Source organism: Rahnella sp. RFA10(1/100) (genome assembly GCF_004195115.1).
Lineage (GTDB): Bacteria > Pseudomonadota > Gammaproteobacteria > Enterobacterales > Enterobacteriaceae > Rahnella > Rahnella perminowiae.
Window position 1 is genome coordinate 356245 of sequence record NZ_SEWR01000001.1, and the last position, 15439, is coordinate 371683.

11 protein-coding genes are annotated in these 15439 nt (G+C 55.6%); 8 read left to right on the plus strand and 3 right to left on the minus strand.

Annotated elements, in window-relative coordinates:
- The first annotated feature begins 29 nt into the window (after window positions 1-29).
- Window positions 30-3254: a cellulose synthase subunit BcsC-related outer membrane protein gene (locus ETV65_RS01495; RefSeq protein ID WP_240782815.1), complete on the plus strand. Its 3225-nt coding sequence runs from the start codon at window positions 30-32 to the stop codon at window positions 3252-3254.
- Between the two features lie 489 nt (window positions 3255-3743).
- On the opposite strand, the gene hutG is transcribed toward ETV65_RS01495, so the two are convergent.
- From hutG to hutC, 3 genes are all read right to left on the minus strand, one after another.
- Window positions 3744-4580 carry an N-formylglutamate deformylase gene (gene hutG / locus ETV65_RS01500; protein ID WP_129951238.1) on the minus strand — a complete coding sequence of 279 codons (837 nt, stop codon included), beginning with the start codon at window positions 4578-4580 and terminating at the stop codon, window positions 3744-3746.
- Complete coding sequence (gene hutI, locus ETV65_RS01505) at window positions 4577-5839, minus strand: imidazolonepropionase (RefSeq protein WP_129951239.1); 1263 nt, start codon at window positions 5837-5839, stop codon at window positions 4577-4579. Before hutI ends, hutG begins: the two co-directional genes overlap by 4 nt.
- Window positions 5840-6009: 170 nt before the next feature.
- Entirely contained in the window at window positions 6010-6813 is an 804-nt protein-coding gene (gene hutC, locus ETV65_RS01510; protein WP_129951240.1) for a histidine utilization repressor, read from the minus strand.
- A gap of 246 nt (window positions 6814-7059) precedes the next feature.
- Here hutC and ETV65_RS01515 point away from each other — a divergent pair, with 246 nt between their 5' ends.
- The 7 genes from ETV65_RS01515 (at window position 7060) to hutU (ending at window position 15353) form a co-directional block, all read left to right on the plus strand.
- Window positions 7060-8433 (plus strand): formimidoylglutamate deiminase, encoded by a 1374-nt coding sequence (locus tag ETV65_RS01515; RefSeq protein WP_129951241.1) that lies wholly within the window; start codon window positions 7060-7062, stop codon window positions 8431-8433.
- Window positions 8430-9014 (plus strand): HutD family protein, encoded by a 585-nt coding sequence (locus tag ETV65_RS01520; RefSeq protein ID WP_129951242.1) that lies wholly within the window; start codon window positions 8430-8432, stop codon window positions 9012-9014. The genes ETV65_RS01515 and ETV65_RS01520 overlap by 4 nt, the downstream gene beginning before the upstream one ends.
- 244 nt (window positions 9015-9258) lie before the next feature.
- Complete coding sequence (locus ETV65_RS01525) at window positions 9259-10239, plus strand: ABC transporter substrate-binding protein (protein WP_129951243.1); 981 nt, start codon at window positions 9259-9261, stop codon at window positions 10237-10239.
- A gap of 17 nt (window positions 10240-10256) precedes the next feature.
- Window positions 10257-11138, plus strand: a complete 882-nt coding sequence (locus ETV65_RS01530) for an ABC transporter permease (protein ID WP_129951244.1) — start codon at window positions 10257-10259, stop codon at window positions 11136-11138.
- Window positions 11138-11923, plus strand: a complete 786-nt coding sequence (locus tag ETV65_RS01535; protein WP_129951245.1) for an ABC transporter ATP-binding protein — start codon at window positions 11138-11140, stop codon at window positions 11921-11923. Before ETV65_RS01530 ends, ETV65_RS01535 begins: the two co-directional genes overlap by 1 nt.
- Window positions 11924-12046: 123 nt before the next feature.
- The gene (gene hutH / locus ETV65_RS01540) at window positions 12047-13597 is read left to right on the plus strand and encodes a histidine ammonia-lyase (protein ID WP_129951246.1); all 1551 of its coding nucleotides are present in this window, start codon (window positions 12047-12049) and stop codon (window positions 13595-13597) included.
- Window positions 13598-13655: 58 nt separating this feature from the next.
- Window positions 13656-15353 carry a urocanate hydratase gene (hutU, locus tag ETV65_RS01545; RefSeq protein WP_129951247.1) on the plus strand — a complete coding sequence of 566 codons (1698 nt, stop codon included), beginning with the start codon at window positions 13656-13658 and terminating at the stop codon, window positions 15351-15353.
- Window positions 15354-15439 lie beyond the last annotated feature (86 nt).

Consider the following 15439-nt stretch of genomic DNA (forward strand, 5'->3'; position numbering starts at 1 on the left):
AACTGGCGCTGACCATTGCGCTGGCCCTGATGGCTGCGCCTGCGGTTTCTGCCCCGGTTGTGTCGCCGGAACAATGGTTGCTGGAACAGGTACGGATCGGTGAAGCCAGTCATCAGGATGATCTGGTACGTCAGTCACTGTTTCGCCTGGAATTAATCGATCCGCAGAACCCGAAAGTGATGTCCGCCCGTTTGCGTCTGCTTCTCCGCGAAGGTGACCAGACCAGGGCGCAGCAGCAGCTGGAAAAAATTAAACAGGTTGCACCCGGTTCGGATGAATATCAGCAGGCACAGCTGAGCCTGAAAATCGCCTCGCCGGAAATGCAGCAAAAACTCCAGCAGACGCGCTTACTGGCAACCGCCGGGCGGCTCGGTGAAGCTAAGGCGCAATATGACGAGTTGTTTGGCGGCCAGCCGCCGACGCTGGATCTGGCGGTGGAATACTGGCAACTGATTGCGCGCCTGCCGGGGCAGAAAGCCAGCGCACAGGCGCAGCTCCAGGCGCTGAATAACCGGTATCCGGGGGATGTGCAGTTACGCCTGCAACTGGCGCAGATGGCGTTTGATGCAGGGGATAATGCCAAAGCGGTGGCGCTGATTAAGCAAATCGCTGCCACCAATGAAGGGCGTTCGCCTGCCGCTGACTTATGGCTGGCCCAGATTAAAGACCAACCCGTGGGTCATCCGAGCGCTGAGGTCCTGCAAGAGTTTATTACTACGTTTGATACCGGTCCGCAGGTGATTGCCGCACAACAGGAGCTTCAGCGTCAGCAGGCGTTGCTGGCCGATCCGCGTTATCAGGCACGACTCCGGGGTCTGGCGCAAATTAATCGGGGTGGTTCAACCGGCGCGATTGCCCCGCTGAAGCAGGCATTGCAGGCGAAACCCAACGATGCCGAGGTTCTCGGGGCGATGGGGCTGGCTTACTCCCGTGCCGGTAACCGCCAGCAGGCGCTGACCTTATTCCGGCAGGCGAAAGCTGCCGAAACCGACGGCTATAATGCGGATAAATGGAACAGCCTGATCCAGACCAACAGTTACTGGCTGAAAATCGATCAGGGCGACAGGGCGCTGAAAACCGGACAGCTTGAACAGGCTGAAGCGGCCTACAACCAGGCACAGCGACTGGACTCCCGTGATCCGTGGGCGCAGATCGGGCTCGGCGATGTGGCGGTTAAGCGTAAAAATGACAGGCAGGCAGAGCGGGCTTATCGCCGCGCACTCAGGCTGGAGCGCGATAACAGCAGTGCCCAGCGCGGTCTGGCAAATATCTATCAGCGTCAGTCGCCGCAAAAAGCCCTGGATTACATCAGTTCACTGCCGGCTGCTTCACAGGCGAAACTCAGCGACAAACAGCGGGGACTTAAAAGTGACGTTGTCACAATGGAGGCGGAAAAATATGCTGCCCGGCACAACTGGAATCAGGCCGCGAACCGCTACGGCGAAGCGCTGAAGCTGAATCCGGACGATGTCTGGACGACCTACCATTACGCTAATGCCCTGCGTGAGGCGGGCGAACCGGCGCAGGCGGATACGGTTTTCGAACAGCTTGCGGCGAAACGTCCGGTGGATCCGCAACAGGTTTACGCTTATGCGCTCTATCTTTCCGGCTCCGGTCGTGATGATGCCGCTCTGCACCATCTGAATACATTGCCGCAGGCGAAATGGGACGCCAACATGCGTGAAGTGGCGCAGCGCATTCAGCTCGGTAAAACCCTGGCCGCTATCGATACTTCACTGGCCGCAGGTCATACGCAGCAGGCGAAACAGCAGTTGCAGCAGGCTGATCTGCATGACCTGAGCCTCAATCAGCAACGGCAGATCGCCATGGCCTGGCGTGATGTCGGTGACACGACCCGGGCCTTTGCGCTGATGCAGCCATTGAAAACGGCTGCGCGTTCACAACCGGCCGGACAAGACAAAGCACTGATTTATCGCAATGCCGCCAGCCTTGAGCAGCAGCTCGGCGAGCCAGAACTGGCGCGTCAGGATTACGGGCAGGCGATGGTCGCCAGTGGCATCACCGACAAAACGCCACAGGACAATGACAGTTATACACGTCTGATCCGCAACAATCCGGCGGATGACTGGCTGAAACGCGGTATCCGCTCTGACGCAGGTGATCTTTACCGTCAGCAGGATATCAATTTCACGGTGGATACGGATTCGTGGACCTCGAGCGGTACGCCGGGCAAATCTGATCTCACCGCCAACACCACCATGTTGCAGGCAGATATGCCGGTGTATCAGGGGCGGGGATTCCTGCGGGCCGACTGGGTGCGTATGGATGCCGGAACCTTTGATAACGAAAACGGTAATTACGAAGCCAGTTTCGGCACCTGTCGTGATCAGAACTGCCGCCGATATCGCAGCCAGACCGCTAACGGTGTCAGCCTTGGCGCGGGCTGGGAAAATGAACAATGGAAAGGGGATTTAGGCACCACGCCGCTGGGTTTTCCGGTGGTTGACTGGGTAGGCGGGCTGGCTTACAGCGGAGACTGGGGTGATATCGGCTGGACGACCACGGTTTCACGCCGTCCGGTGTCCAGTTCGTTACTTTCTTTCGCCGGCGCAAAAGATCCGGGCACCGGCACCACCTGGGGCGGCGTTCGCGCAACCGGTGCCAGCCTTGGGTTAAGTTACGATCAGGGGCTGGCCAACGGGGTGTGGGCTGACCTCAGCGCGCATCAGCTGACCGGTGAAAATGTCGAAGACAATACCCGCGAACGCCTGATGGGGGGGTACTACTACAAGGTTATCAACGAAGATAACCGCCGCGCGACAGTGGGCCTCAGCTCCATGCTCTGGCATTATCAGAAAGACCTTAGCGGCTACACCCTGGGACAGGGGGGATACTACAGTCCGCAACAATATTTCTCGGTTGCCGTACCGGTGAATTACCGGCAGCGCACGGAGAACTGGTCATGGCAACTCGGCGGCTCCGTCTCCTGGTCTCGCTCCTCAACCAGCGATCAAAAACGTTATCCGATCCAGAATCTGATCCCGGATTCATTACCGGATAAAAATGCCATTGAAACCGGCAGTAGTGGTTCTGGTTTTGGTTACACGTTGCAGGCACTGGTTGAACGGCGTGTCAGTTCTCACTGGACCATCGGCGGGGGAATTGATATTCAGCAAGCGAAGGATTATACGCCAAGCCATTTCCTGCTGTACGCGAGATACTCGATGAGCGGCTGGCAAGGGGATCTGGATATGCCACCGGAACCGTTAGTGCCGTACGCGGACTTTAAGTAATGCCAGACCGGGCATTAGGGCGGTTTCTTGCTTGCAGCGAAAGCTGAATCGAGATGATTTCGGTTTCTTAACAGCGGTTATGACGTTAAACCTCAAGACCTTGGGCTCGCCGCCCAAACTGGCCCAGAGGACGCGTAAGCGCGCGCCCTCCGGATTCCGCGCTTTTTCACTGCGCGCTTCGCTCGCTGGCTATGTTTCAGGTACCGCAGTGACAGGCTGGAAACCTTGCCGCGTTGCGGTTCCGTCACTCGGTCCTGGAGCCTTTGGTCTCCAGGCCGCTCCGTTCAGCAAGCTTTCTGAATCGCCCCTGGCTTTTAAAAAAACAAAACAAGTAAGGTTGCGACGTAGAAGCCTGAGGCCGGTTCCAAATACCGCCGGAGGGAGAGGTGGAAAACCGCGTGTCTTTTTACGCGGGTTGTAACCCGAACGAAGGGAACCGCGCAGCGGCGGGATTTAGCGGTTATCCTTAGCGGCCAGCGAAAAGTGAAATTAACCAGCGCCTTGTTTATAGCTGTCCGTCCCCCAATCCACCATTCCCTCCAGCAACTGCCTCAACAGCACCTGTAATTCGGCCGCCTTGTCAGGTGAATACGAAAACGGTTCAATCTCCTCCATATAATTCACCTGCGCCAGCTCAAGCTGAACGGCATGAATATCCCGGTCAGGCTGACCATAAGCTCTCGTGATATATCCCCCTTTAAACCGGCCATTAAGCACATGACTGAAGCGGGTTTGTTGCTGGCAGGTTCTGTCGAGAATTTCACTCAGCGCCGGTGAACAGCTTGCGCCGCTGTTGGTGCCCAGATTGAGATCCGGTAGCCGGCCGTCGAAAAGACGCGGTATCACTGACGCAATAGAATGTGCATCAAACAGCAGCGCATAGCCGGATTCCTGTTTCATACGCGCCAGTTCTGACTGTATTTTCTGGTGATAGGGTTGCCAGATTTGATCGAGATATTGCTGGCGCTGAGTGTCTGCCGGCGTCATGCCTGGTTTAAAGGTCTCGCGTCCGTCAAAAAGCGTCTCGGGGTATAAACCTGTCGTGGCGGTGGTATACAACGGTTTATCGTCAGCAGGCCGGTTCAGGTCGATAACGAACCGTGAATACTGGCCGACCAGAATACTGGCACCCAGTGAACGCGCAAAATCATACAGCTGCGGGATATGCCAGTCGGTATCGGAAAGCGGAAGAGCGGCATCGCTCAGACCGCTGGCCACTTCTGGCGTAAGCTGCGTCCCTGCATGGGGGATGCTGATCAGTAACGGCGCGGTACCCTGGGTAAAATGGTATGGCTCAGCGATAACATTAGCAGTTGAAAGACTCATGAACGGAACTCTCCTCGTACTTCTCCACGATAGACAACAGTGCAGGGCAACTGACCACCCAGCCAGTAAACCAGTTCCGCAGGACGTGACAGCGGCCAGTGTATAAAATCAGCAACTTTTCCCGCTTCCAGCGTGCCGTGTGTTTCCTGTAAACCGAGCGCGCGCGCACCGTGGCAGGTGATCCCGGCCAGTGCTTCCTCAGGCGTCAGTCGGAATAACGTACACCCCATATTCAGCATCAGACGCAAAGAAAGCGCAGGCGATGTGCCCGGATTAGCATCACTGGCCAGCGCCATCGGCACCTGATGTTTGCGGAACGCCTCCACAGGCGGGCATTGCGTTTCGCGCAGCAAATAATATGCCCCCGGCAGTAATACCGCGACGGTGCCGCCGGCGGCCATGGCCTGCGCATCTTCGTCCGTGGCGTATTCCAGATGGTCGGCTGACAGTGCATGATGTTTTGCCGCCAGCGCGCTGCCATGCAGCGAAGACAGTTGCTCGGCGTGTAATTTTACCGGCAAACCTAAGGCTTCTGCGGCATTAAAAACCCGTTCAACCTGGTCCGGTGAGAATGCCAGGTGTTCACAAAAGGCATCGACGGCGTCGGCCAGATTTTCACTGGCAACGACTGGCAGCAATGTATTGCAGATGAGATCTATATAGTCATCCGCGCATCCTTTGAATTCCGGCGGCAGGGCATGGGCGGCAAGGCAGGTGGATTTCACGTCGACCGGCAGCATGACGCCCAACCGGCGGATCACCCGCAGCATTTTCAGTTCACTTTCTACGCTCAGTCCGTAACCGGATTTAATCTCAACACAGGTCACGCCTTCGGCCAGCAACGGTTGTAAACGGAACAGCGCCTGTGCCAGAAGTTCATCTTCAGTGGCCTCACGGGTCGCATTCACGGTGGACAGAATACCGCCACCGCCTGCAGCAATTTCCGCATAGCTGACGCCGTTCAGTCGCTGTTCAAATTCTGCGCTTCGGTCACCGCCAAATACCAGATGCGTATGGCAGTCAACGAAGCCCGGGGTGATGATCCCGCCCTCGAATTCATGCTGTGTGGCGCCTGCGAAAACCGGATAATCTCGGGCGGGGCCGGTCCAGACGATCTTCCCGTCTGCGACCGCAATCGCGCCGTTTTCAATCAGGTTGTAATGCCCGTCCTGCATGGTCACAAGGGTGGCACCATGCCATACGCTGTCACAACGCGCAGGCGGCTCGGAGGAAAAAGAAGGGGATATTGCTACCGGCATGACAGGCTCCAGGCTGAATTCATCTTGTATAGACAACTAAAGTCAACCTAACGCATAACGGTAAAACCGGCAAGTCAGCCAGCGATAGTTTTTTCTTATTACGAGACGTCTTCCAAAATTCGAACGAAGCGATAGCGGCCATGCAAAGCCGCCATTAAGGTGTGCCGGAATCAGCCATGGCTGGTGAAACGTCCAAATAATTGATAACGGGAACCCGGATAAATCAGACGCGCGGAAGTCACTACGCGGCTGCCGCTCCAGGTCCGGCGGTGGATCAGGAGGCAAGGCTCATGTTCATTAAGTTGCAACAATTCGCGCTGCTCATCGCTGGCACTGATGGCTTCAACGCGATGTTCACCCGCCGTCAGCGGCGCGATTTCCATCAGATACGTATAGGGTGTCTGCTTGTTCAGCACCTGTTGCAGATAATCGGGGGCGGTTTCCGGGTTCACAAAACGGTCTTCAATCTGCACCGGTACGTTGTTCTCGTAATGAACAATCTGCGAATAAAATATCATCGTACCCGTGGCGATACCCAGTTGCAGCGCCTGATCAGCGTCGGCCAGGCGTGCCTCGCACACCAGAATCTTACTGTCATGACGATGACCGCGCCGGGCAATTTCATCGGCAATGTTGTGCACTTCCAGCATCGGGGTATAAGCCTTGGCTTCGGCCACGAAGGTTCCGACGCCCTGCATGCGGATCAAAAATCCCTCGCTGGTCAGTTCGCGCAGGGCACGGTTGATGGTCATCCGGCTGACGCCAATCTCATTGACCAGTTCACTTTCAGACGGCACCCGCTGATGCGGTTTCCAGACACCGGCGCGGATTTGGCTGATGATCGCCTGTTTAACCCGCTGATAAATTGGCGCGGGTGTATCGCTCATCGCGGCCGCCAGTTCAGACAATGTTTGCTGCGACACTCCCTGTTGTGGCACGGCACCATTTTGCAGAAGTGGTGTGGGCTCCGACATGACTCTTACCTCACTCAATGAAATTCCAGAAATATTGGGAAAGTTTGCCTGTCCGCCCGGCAGTTTCCATCAGAGGAAAGTAAACGGAAAGGGCGTGACAGAAAACGAAATTTATAAAAAAAGGGTTGTTGCAAGTTTACAGCGCAATCAGGCATATGTATATGTATAGACAAGTCGCTTAAAAGTTTTGCAATTGTTTCCATAAAATTGCGTTTATGTTTCTTCTTACTGCTCAGGAATGCTGTCATGCCTGCTTATTTTGCTCCACGCGCTTTACTTGCTGATGGCTGGGCGCACAACGTGCGGCTGGATGTCGATGTTGCCGGAATGCTGACTGCGGTGATCCCGGACGGCGATCCGCAGGGTTGTCTGCCCCTTTCCGGCCCGGTGGTTCCGGGCATGCCGAACCTCCATTCGCATGCATTTCAGCGGGTGATGGCCGGACTGGCGGAAATCGCCGGGGATCCTCAGGACAGTTTCTGGACCTGGCGTGATCTGATGTACCGCATGGTGCAGCGCCTTACACCTGAGCAGGTGGGTGTCATTGCGCGTCAGCTCTACATAGAAATGCTGAAAGGTGGCTACACACAGGTGGCCGAATTCCACTATCTGCATAATGATATCAGCGGACAGGCTTATGCCGACCCCGGCGAAATGGCCGCGCATCTCAGTGAAGCCGCCTCGCAAACCGGCATCGGGCTGACCATGCTACCGGTGCTTTACAGTTATGCCGGATTTGGCGCACAACCGGCACAGGCCGGACAGAAACGGTTTATTCAGGATACGGACAGTTATCTCAGGCAACAGGAAGTTATCCGTAAACGGCTCAGTGGTAAAAGCCTGCAAAATCAGGGGTTGTGCTTCCATTCCCTGCGCGCCGTAACCCTTGAGCAAATGCAGCAGGTGTTGCAGTCCGGCGATAAAACCCTGCCGGTGCATATTCATATCGCCGAGCAGCAGAAAGAAGTGAATGATTGTCTGGGCTGGAGCGGGCAGCGTCCGATTTCCTGGCTGTATGACAATCTGGATATTGATTCCCGCTGGTGCCTGATCCACGCCACGCACGCTGACCGTTTCGAGCTGGCAAGTATGGCAAACAGCGGAGCAGTCGCGGGGTTGTGCCTGACTACTGAGGCTAATCTGGGGGACGGGATTTTTCCCGGCGTCGATTATCTGGCACAGTCAGGGCGTTGGGGCATCGGTTCCGACAGCCATGTTTCCCTGAATGTGGTTGAAGAACTGCGTTGGTTTGAATACGGGCAACGCCTGCGTGACCAGCGGCGTAACCGGCTGACGACTTCAGCGCAAAACTCGGTGGGCGATGTGCTTTACACGCAGGCATTACAGGGCGGCGCGCAGGCTTGCGGCGCGGCCATCGGGCAGCTTTCTGTCGGTTATCGTGCCGACTGGCTGGTGCTCGACGGGCAGGATCCTTATCTCGCTGCGGCAAAAAATCATGAACTGCTTAACCGCTGGTTATTCGCCGGTAATGCCGGACAAATTCGTGATGTGTATGTTGGCGGCGTACCGCGCATCGTGGACGGCCAGCATGAGCAACAACAGGCTGCGGCGGCGGATTTTCTGGCGCTTCTCCGCCACCTTGCGGAGGATGTCGCATGATCGCCTGGCACCATTTTGCTTTCGATGAACTGCCGGTCAGCCCATGGCGTAACGGCGGTGGCGAGACCCGTGAAATCTTCAGTTTTCCTGCCGGTAGTCATGATTTTGACTGGCGCGCCAGCATTGCCACTATCGCACAGGACGGGCCGTTCTCGGCATTTCCCGGCATTGACCGCTCCATCACTTTGCTGAACGGGGAGGGCGTGCATCTGCAGGCACCGCCTGAGGTTGATCACTTACTCCATGTTGCCGGTGAGCCGTTTGCCTTCAGCGGTGATAGTGCGCTCAGTGCCCGTCTTCTGGGCGGTGTGACGACCGATTTTAACATCATGACGCGACGGACTGAATGTGTGTCACGGGTGGTTACCGCGCAACAACATCTTCATGTGACCCGTGAAAACGGCGGGGTGGTTTATGTTATCAGCGGGACGTGGCAACAGGCGGATGGCCAGCCCCTGCGGGCGGGCGAGGGATATTACTGGTCTGAAACAGCGGCAGCATCGCGACAGGCATCGGTGAGTCTGACCCCTGTTGATCAGGTACAGAGAGGCCTGCTGTTATGGGCGGCCATTACACGATAAATACTCTGCAGGGTTGCGCTAAAAGGGAGCATGCAACGCACTGAATTGATTCACCAGCCCGCATGGGACGAGGCGTAACCGCCGCCGGATGTGGCAAAACGGCATCAGCATAAACTGGCATAAAGCTTGCTTTGTTATTTTCGACTCACTTGTATAGACAAGAATATACAGTAGCGTAATTTGCTTGCGGCGTTTGACAGTCACAGGCATTTCCCCGAGACAGGCATATTGGCAGGAGTGGCAGATGAGCAACAAGATTACCAGGGTTGTACTGAAACGTTCGTTGTCGTTGTTAGGGCTGGCAGTAGCGCTGGGCAGTATGGCTGTCAGTGCGGCGCAGGCGGCCGATACGCCGGTTGCTGTGGGTATTTCGGGCTGGACGGGGTTTGCCCCCCTGACACTGGCAGACAAAGCGGGCATCTTTAAAAAGAACGGTCTGGATGTCACGTTAAAAATGGTGCCCCAGCAGTCGCGTCATCTGGCCATCGCTTCCGGTTCCCTGCAATGTGCGGCGACCACGGTTGAAACCTATTTAACCTGGAACGCCAGCGGCGTGCCGATCAAACAGATCGTACAGCTGGACAAATCCTACGGCGCGGACGGTATTGCCGTACGCAATGGCATCAGCAAAGTCAGCGACCTGAAAGGCAAAACCATCAGCGTGGATGCCCCGGGCACGTCTTCTTATTTCCTGCTGGCGTGGATCCTGGATAAAAACGGCATGACGATGAAAGACGTCAAACTCGCCACTCTCGGGCCGGACGCCGCCGCACATGCCTTTATTGCCGGACAGAATGATGCCGCCGTGACTTACGAACCCTACCTTTCCACCATCCGTCAGAGCCCGGACAAAGGAAAAATTCTGGCAACCACGCTGGACTATCCGATGGTCATGGACACGCTGGGCTGTACGCCAGCCTGGCTGGATAAAAACCCAAAAGCCGCGCAGGCGCTGGTGAACAGCTATTTTGAAGCGCTGGATATGATTAAGAACGAACCGGAAAAGTCCAACGAAATCATGGGCGCAGCGGCGAAAGAGACCGGAAAACAGTTTGCAGAAGAATCCAGTTATCTGCGCTGGCAGGATCGGGATGCCAATAAGAAATTCTTCAGCGGTGAGATTGTGACCTTCACTAACGAAGCGGCGCGACTGCTGACGGAGATGAAAATTCTGCGTAAAACGCCGGACATCAACACACTCTATGACGCGAAGTATGTGAAATAGCAATGAAGGACGGCGATATGAACACTCCTGTCAGTCAGGCAGCAGAACAACCCATGACGACAGAGTCAGCCTTACGTGAGCCGGCACCGTTGCCGGCAAGCAAAAAAGTCTGGCATAACCCCATGATGGTGCCTTTGCGGCCGGTTGCCGCGCGGCATCGCGTGTTCCTCGGGTTCTGTTTCTTTGTGCTGTTTTTTGCCGTATGGGCGCTGGTGACGTTTACCGGCCTCGTCTCCGCCACATTTCTTGCCAGTCCGGCGAGTATGTTGCAGGAAGGTATTTTACTGTTTACCGATTTTGATTTTACAACCGACATCGGCATGACCGTCATGCGGGTGCTGGGTGGATTTATTCTGGCTTGCGTCATTGCCGTTCCGCTCGGGATCTTCATGGGGTCTTACAAACTGATTGAGGCTTTTTTCGAGCCGTTTGTATCGTTTTGCCGTTATCTGCCTGCGTCAGCATTTGTGCCGTTGCTGATCCTGTGGGCGGGTATTGGTGAAATGCAGAAAATACTGGTGATTTTCATTGGCTCTTTTTTCCAGATAACCCTGATGGTGGCCGTGACCGTAGGTGCAGCGCGGCGTGATCTGGTCGAAGCTGCGTATACATTAGGCGCAACCAACCGGAGTGTCGTGCGCCGGGTAATCATTCCCGGTGCGGCACCGGAAATAGCCGAGTTGCTGCGCCTCGTGCTTGGCTGGGCGTGGACTTACGTGATTGTGGCAGAGCTTATCGGCTCTTCAAGCGGTATCGGTCATATGATTGTTAACAGCCAGGCGCTGCTCAATACCGGGCAAATGATCTTCGGCATTATCGTGATTGGTTGCATTGGTTTGCTCTCCGATCTGTTGTTCAAAGCGGCCAACCGTCGCCTGTTTGTATGGAGTTCATTGTGATGAGCCATCCGAAACTGAGTGTCCGTCAGGTTGAACGTATCTTTACCGGTCCGCAGGGTGAGAAAACACAGGCGCTGTTACCGGTGGATTATCAGGTTAATGAAAACGACTTTATCACCATCCTCGGGCCTTCCGGCTGCGGTAAATCTACATTACTGCGTATTGTTGCCGGGCTGGATCAACCGACGCGTGGCGAAGTGTGGTTAGACGGTGAACGCGTGGAGGGACCCGGTGCCGATCGTGGCATGGTTTTTCAAAGTTATACCTTGTTCCCCTGGCTGACCGTTGAGCAAAACATCTGTTTTGGTTTGCAGGAGCGTGGTGTAAGTAAGGCAGCGCAAAAAGAACGCAGCGACTACTTTATTCATAAGGTCGGGCTGCGGGGTTTTGAGCAGCATTTCCCGCGTCAGCTTTCCGGCGGGATGCAGCAACGTACCGCAATCGCCCGCGCGCTGGCGAATGATCCAAAAATTTTGCTGATGGATGAGCCTTTTGGCGCCCTGGATAACCAGACCCGCGTGATGATGCAGGAACTGCTGTTATCGATCTGGGAATCCTCACGCAAAACCGTGTTGTTCGTGACGCACGATATTGATGAAGCCATTTTTATGGCTAACAAAGTGGCGATTTTCAGTGCGCGACCGGGGCGGATCAAAACCGAAGTGGCGGTTAATTTCCTGCATCCGCGGGACTATACCCTGAAAACCTCGCCGGAATTTATGGCGCTGAAAGCGCAGGTTACCGAAGAAATTCGGACCGAAACGATGCAGACAATCGAACACTGATTTCGTTGCCATGTGTCTGCAGATAACAGGTTTTTGATTCGTCATGTAATGCATATATACCCGGCGGGCTGAGTCCTTCGCCGGGTTTACTTCCGGTTTAACTTGTCTATACAGGAATAGATTATGGCTTCTTCATCCCATGTGTTAACCCTTTGCCGCCTGCAACCGGGTCATGTTGATCTGCCGATGCTGCGCAAGATTTATCAGGGCAATGTTCGCCTTGAACTGGCTGAGGAGGCGCGCGCGGGCGTGCTGGCGTCACAGGAAACGGTCACCCGCATTGTTGAATCAGGAAAAGTGGTTTACGGCATCAATACCGGTTTCGGCAAGCTGGCCCAAACGCGTATTCCGGCGGAACGTCTGGCGGAACTGCAACGCAATCTGGTGTTGTCGCACAGCGTCGGGATTGGCAAGGATCTGGCGGATAACGTGGTGCGTCTGGTGATGGCGACCAAAGTGCTGAGTCTGTCGCGCGGCCATTCCGGTATCCGTATTGAGATTATCGATGCGCTGATTGCTTTGTTTAATGCCGGGGTTTATCCCTGCATTCCTGAGAAAGGCTCTGTGGGTGCATCCGGTGACTTAGCACCGCTGGCACATCTTTCCCTGATGCTGATTGGCGAGGGTCAGGTTACGGCACAAGGCGTAAAAATGTCGGCAACTGACGGTCTGGCGACGGCGGGTCTGAAGCCGTTTGAACTCGGTCCGAAAGAAGGGCTGGCACTGCTGAACGGCACTCAGGTTTCCACTTCTCTTGCACTGTCCGGCCTGTTTGAGGCCGAACGTGTATTTTCTGCCGGGCTGGTGGCGGGCGCATTGTCGCTCGAAGCGATTAAAGGTTCAGTGAAACCGCTGGATGCGCGGATTCACGAAGCCCGGGGGCAGCAGGGGCAGATGGGGGTTGCAGCCGCGTTGACTGCTATTCTCTCAGGTAGTGACATTGTCACGTCTCATGCGGATTGCGGCCGGGTACAGGATCCTTACTCCATCCGCTGTGTACCGCAGGTGATGGGGGCCTGTCTGGATAATCTGCACCACGCTGCGCGCATTCTGCGCATCGAAGCGAATGCGGCTTCCGATAACCCGCTGGTATTTTCCGAAAACGGTGATGTGATTTCCGGTGGTAACTTCCATGCCGAACCGGTGGCTTTTGCCGCCGATATCATTGCGCTGGCCGTCGCTGAGATCGGTGCGATTTCCGAACGCCGTATGGCGCTGCTGCTTGATACCGGGCTTTCCGGTTTGCCTGCGTTTCTGGTTAATGACGGTGGTGTGAATTCAGGTTTCATGATTGCGCAGGTTACCGCAGCGGCTCTGGCGTCGGAAAACAAATCGCTGGCGCATCCGGGCAGCGTTGACAGCCTGCCGACTTCGGCGAATCAGGAAGATCATGTATCCATGGCCACCTACGCCGCCCGCCGTCTGGGGGACATGTGTTTTAACACCAGTGTGGTCGTAGGCATAGAAGCGATGGCCGCCGCACAAGGTATTGATTTCCATCGTCCGCTGCGCAGTTCAGCCACGCTGGAAAATGAAATGAAAGCGATCCGTGAAAACGTAGCGTTTCTTGAAAAAGACCGCCTGATGGCACCGGACGTTGAAATGATGCGTCTTTGGGCTTCCCGCGAGCATTGGCCTGCTGCGATTGAAGCGCTGCTGCCAAGCTTTGCCTGAGCAATTTTGTCTTATACCGACTGATTTATAACCCCTTATTTTAGAGAAGGAAACGACGATGAACGCTCCACAAAAAACGGCCGTTGCCCGCGTTATCCGTGCGCCACAGGGCACGGAACTGAGCTGTCAGAACTGGCTGATTGAAGCGGCATACCGCATGATCCAGAACAATCTCGATCCGGATGTCGCTGAGCGTCCGGAAGATCTGGTGGTTTATGGCGGTATCGGTAAAGCGGCGCGCAACTGGCCGGCGTTTGAAGGCATTCTCGACAGTTTACGTAAGCTGCGTGAAGACGAAACGCTGCTGGTGCAATCCGGCAAGCCGGTCGGCGTTTTCCGCACGCATACCGATGCACCGCGCGTGCTGATTGCCAATTCCAACATTGTCCCGCACTGGGCAAACTGGGATCACTTTCATGAACTGGATAAAGCCGGCCTGATGATGTACGGCCAGATGACTGCCGGTTCCTGGATTTATATCGGTGCGCAGGGCATCGTGCAGGGCACTTATGAAACCTTCGCGGAAGCGGGACGTCAACATTACAACAGTGACCTGCGTGGCAAATGGATCCTGACGGCCGGTCTGGGCGGCATGGGCGGCGCTCAGCCACTGGCTGGCGTACTGGCCGGAGCCTGCGTGCTGGCGATTGAATGCCAGGAGTCGCGCATCGATTTCCGTCTGCGCACCCGTTATCTCGATTACAAAGCACACAGCATTGATGAAGCGCTGGCCATGATTGAAAAAGCCTGCGCTGAGAAAAAAGCCATTTCCGTCGGCCTGCTGGGCAATGCCGCAGAGGTGATGCCACAACTGGTTGCCCGCGCGAAAGAAGGCGGTCTGCGCCCGGATATTGTCACTGATCAGACCTCGGCACATGACCCGTTGAACGGTTACCTGCCGGAAGGCTGGAGCCTGGAAAAATGGCAGGATGCGCGGCAGGCAGATCCGCAATCGGTGGTGAAAGCTGCCCGTGCGTCAATGGCCAGACATGTTCAGGCAATGCTCGATTTTCATGCTATGGGCATTCCGACTGTCGATTATGGCAACAACATCCGTCAGGTTGCCAAAGACGAAGGCGTGGAAAATGCCTTTGATTTTCCGGGCTTTGTGCCGGCCTATATCCGTCCGCTATTCTGCGAAGGTAAAGGTCCGTTCCGCTGGGTGGCGCTTTCCGGTGACCCGGAAGATATCTACAAAACCGACGCAAAACTGAAGGAACTGTTCCCGGACAACGCAAACCTCATCAACTGGCTGGATATGGCGCGTGAACGCATTGCCTTCCAGGGGTTACCGGCGCGGATCTGCTGGCTGGGTCTTGGCGAGCGCCACCTTGCCGGTCTGGCATTCAATGAAATGGTCCGTAACGGTGAACTGAAAGCACCGGTTGTTATCGGTCGTGACCATCTCGACACCGGTTCTGTTGCCTCACCAAACCGTGAAACGGAAGCCATGAAAGACGGTTCTGATGCGGTTTCTGACTGGCCGCTGCTGAACGCATTGCTTAATACGGCGGGCGGCGCAACCTGGGTGAGTCTGCATCACGGCGGTGGCGTCGGAATGGGATTCTCACAGCACGCAGGAATGGTGATCGTTGCTGACGGTACCCGAGAAGCAGATGCCCGTCTTGAACGTGTGCTGTGGAATGACCCGGCGACAGGGGTGATGCGCCATGCAGATGCTGGCTATGAACAGGCACAAGACTGTGCTGAACGCCATCATCTGAATTTGCCGATGCCTGGTAAGTCATCACTGTAAGTGATTAATACGTCAGGAAATTAAATTGAACAATACTCACGGGCAGCGGCGCAGGCCGTTGCCCGTTTTGTTTCTAAAGTATTCGG

Excerpts from the sequence above, each read along its gene's own strand:
- ETV65_RS01495 (WP_240782815.1), top strand. The coding sequence starts at position 30 with ATGGCTGCGCCTGCGGTTTCTGCCCCGGTTGTGTCGCCGGAACAATGG.
- hutG (WP_129951238.1), bottom strand. The coding sequence starts at position 4,580 with ATGAGTCTTTCAACTGCTAATGTTATCGCTGAGCCATACCATTTTACC.
- hutI (WP_129951239.1), bottom strand. The coding sequence starts at position 5,839 with ATGCCGGTAGCAATATCCCCTTCTTTTTCCTCCGAGCCGCCTGCGCGT.
- hutC (WP_129951240.1), bottom strand. The coding sequence starts at position 6,813 with ATGTCGGAGCCCACACCACTTCTGCAAAATGGTGCCGTGCCACAACAG.
- ETV65_RS01515 (WP_129951241.1), top strand. The coding sequence starts at position 7,060 with ATGCCTGCTTATTTTGCTCCACGCGCTTTACTTGCTGATGGCTGGGCG.
- ETV65_RS01520 (WP_129951242.1), top strand. The coding sequence starts at position 8,430 with ATGATCGCCTGGCACCATTTTGCTTTCGATGAACTGCCGGTCAGCCCA.
- ETV65_RS01525 (WP_129951243.1), top strand. The coding sequence starts at position 9,259 with ATGAGCAACAAGATTACCAGGGTTGTACTGAAACGTTCGTTGTCGTTG.
- ETV65_RS01530 (WP_129951244.1), top strand. The coding sequence starts at position 10,257 with ATGAACACTCCTGTCAGTCAGGCAGCAGAACAACCCATGACGACAGAG.
- ETV65_RS01535 (WP_129951245.1), top strand. The coding sequence starts at position 11,138 with ATGAGCCATCCGAAACTGAGTGTCCGTCAGGTTGAACGTATCTTTACC.
- hutH (WP_129951246.1), top strand. The coding sequence starts at position 12,047 with ATGGCTTCTTCATCCCATGTGTTAACCCTTTGCCGCCTGCAACCGGGT.
- hutU (WP_129951247.1), top strand. The coding sequence starts at position 13,656 with ATGAACGCTCCACAAAAAACGGCCGTTGCCCGCGTTATCCGTGCGCCA.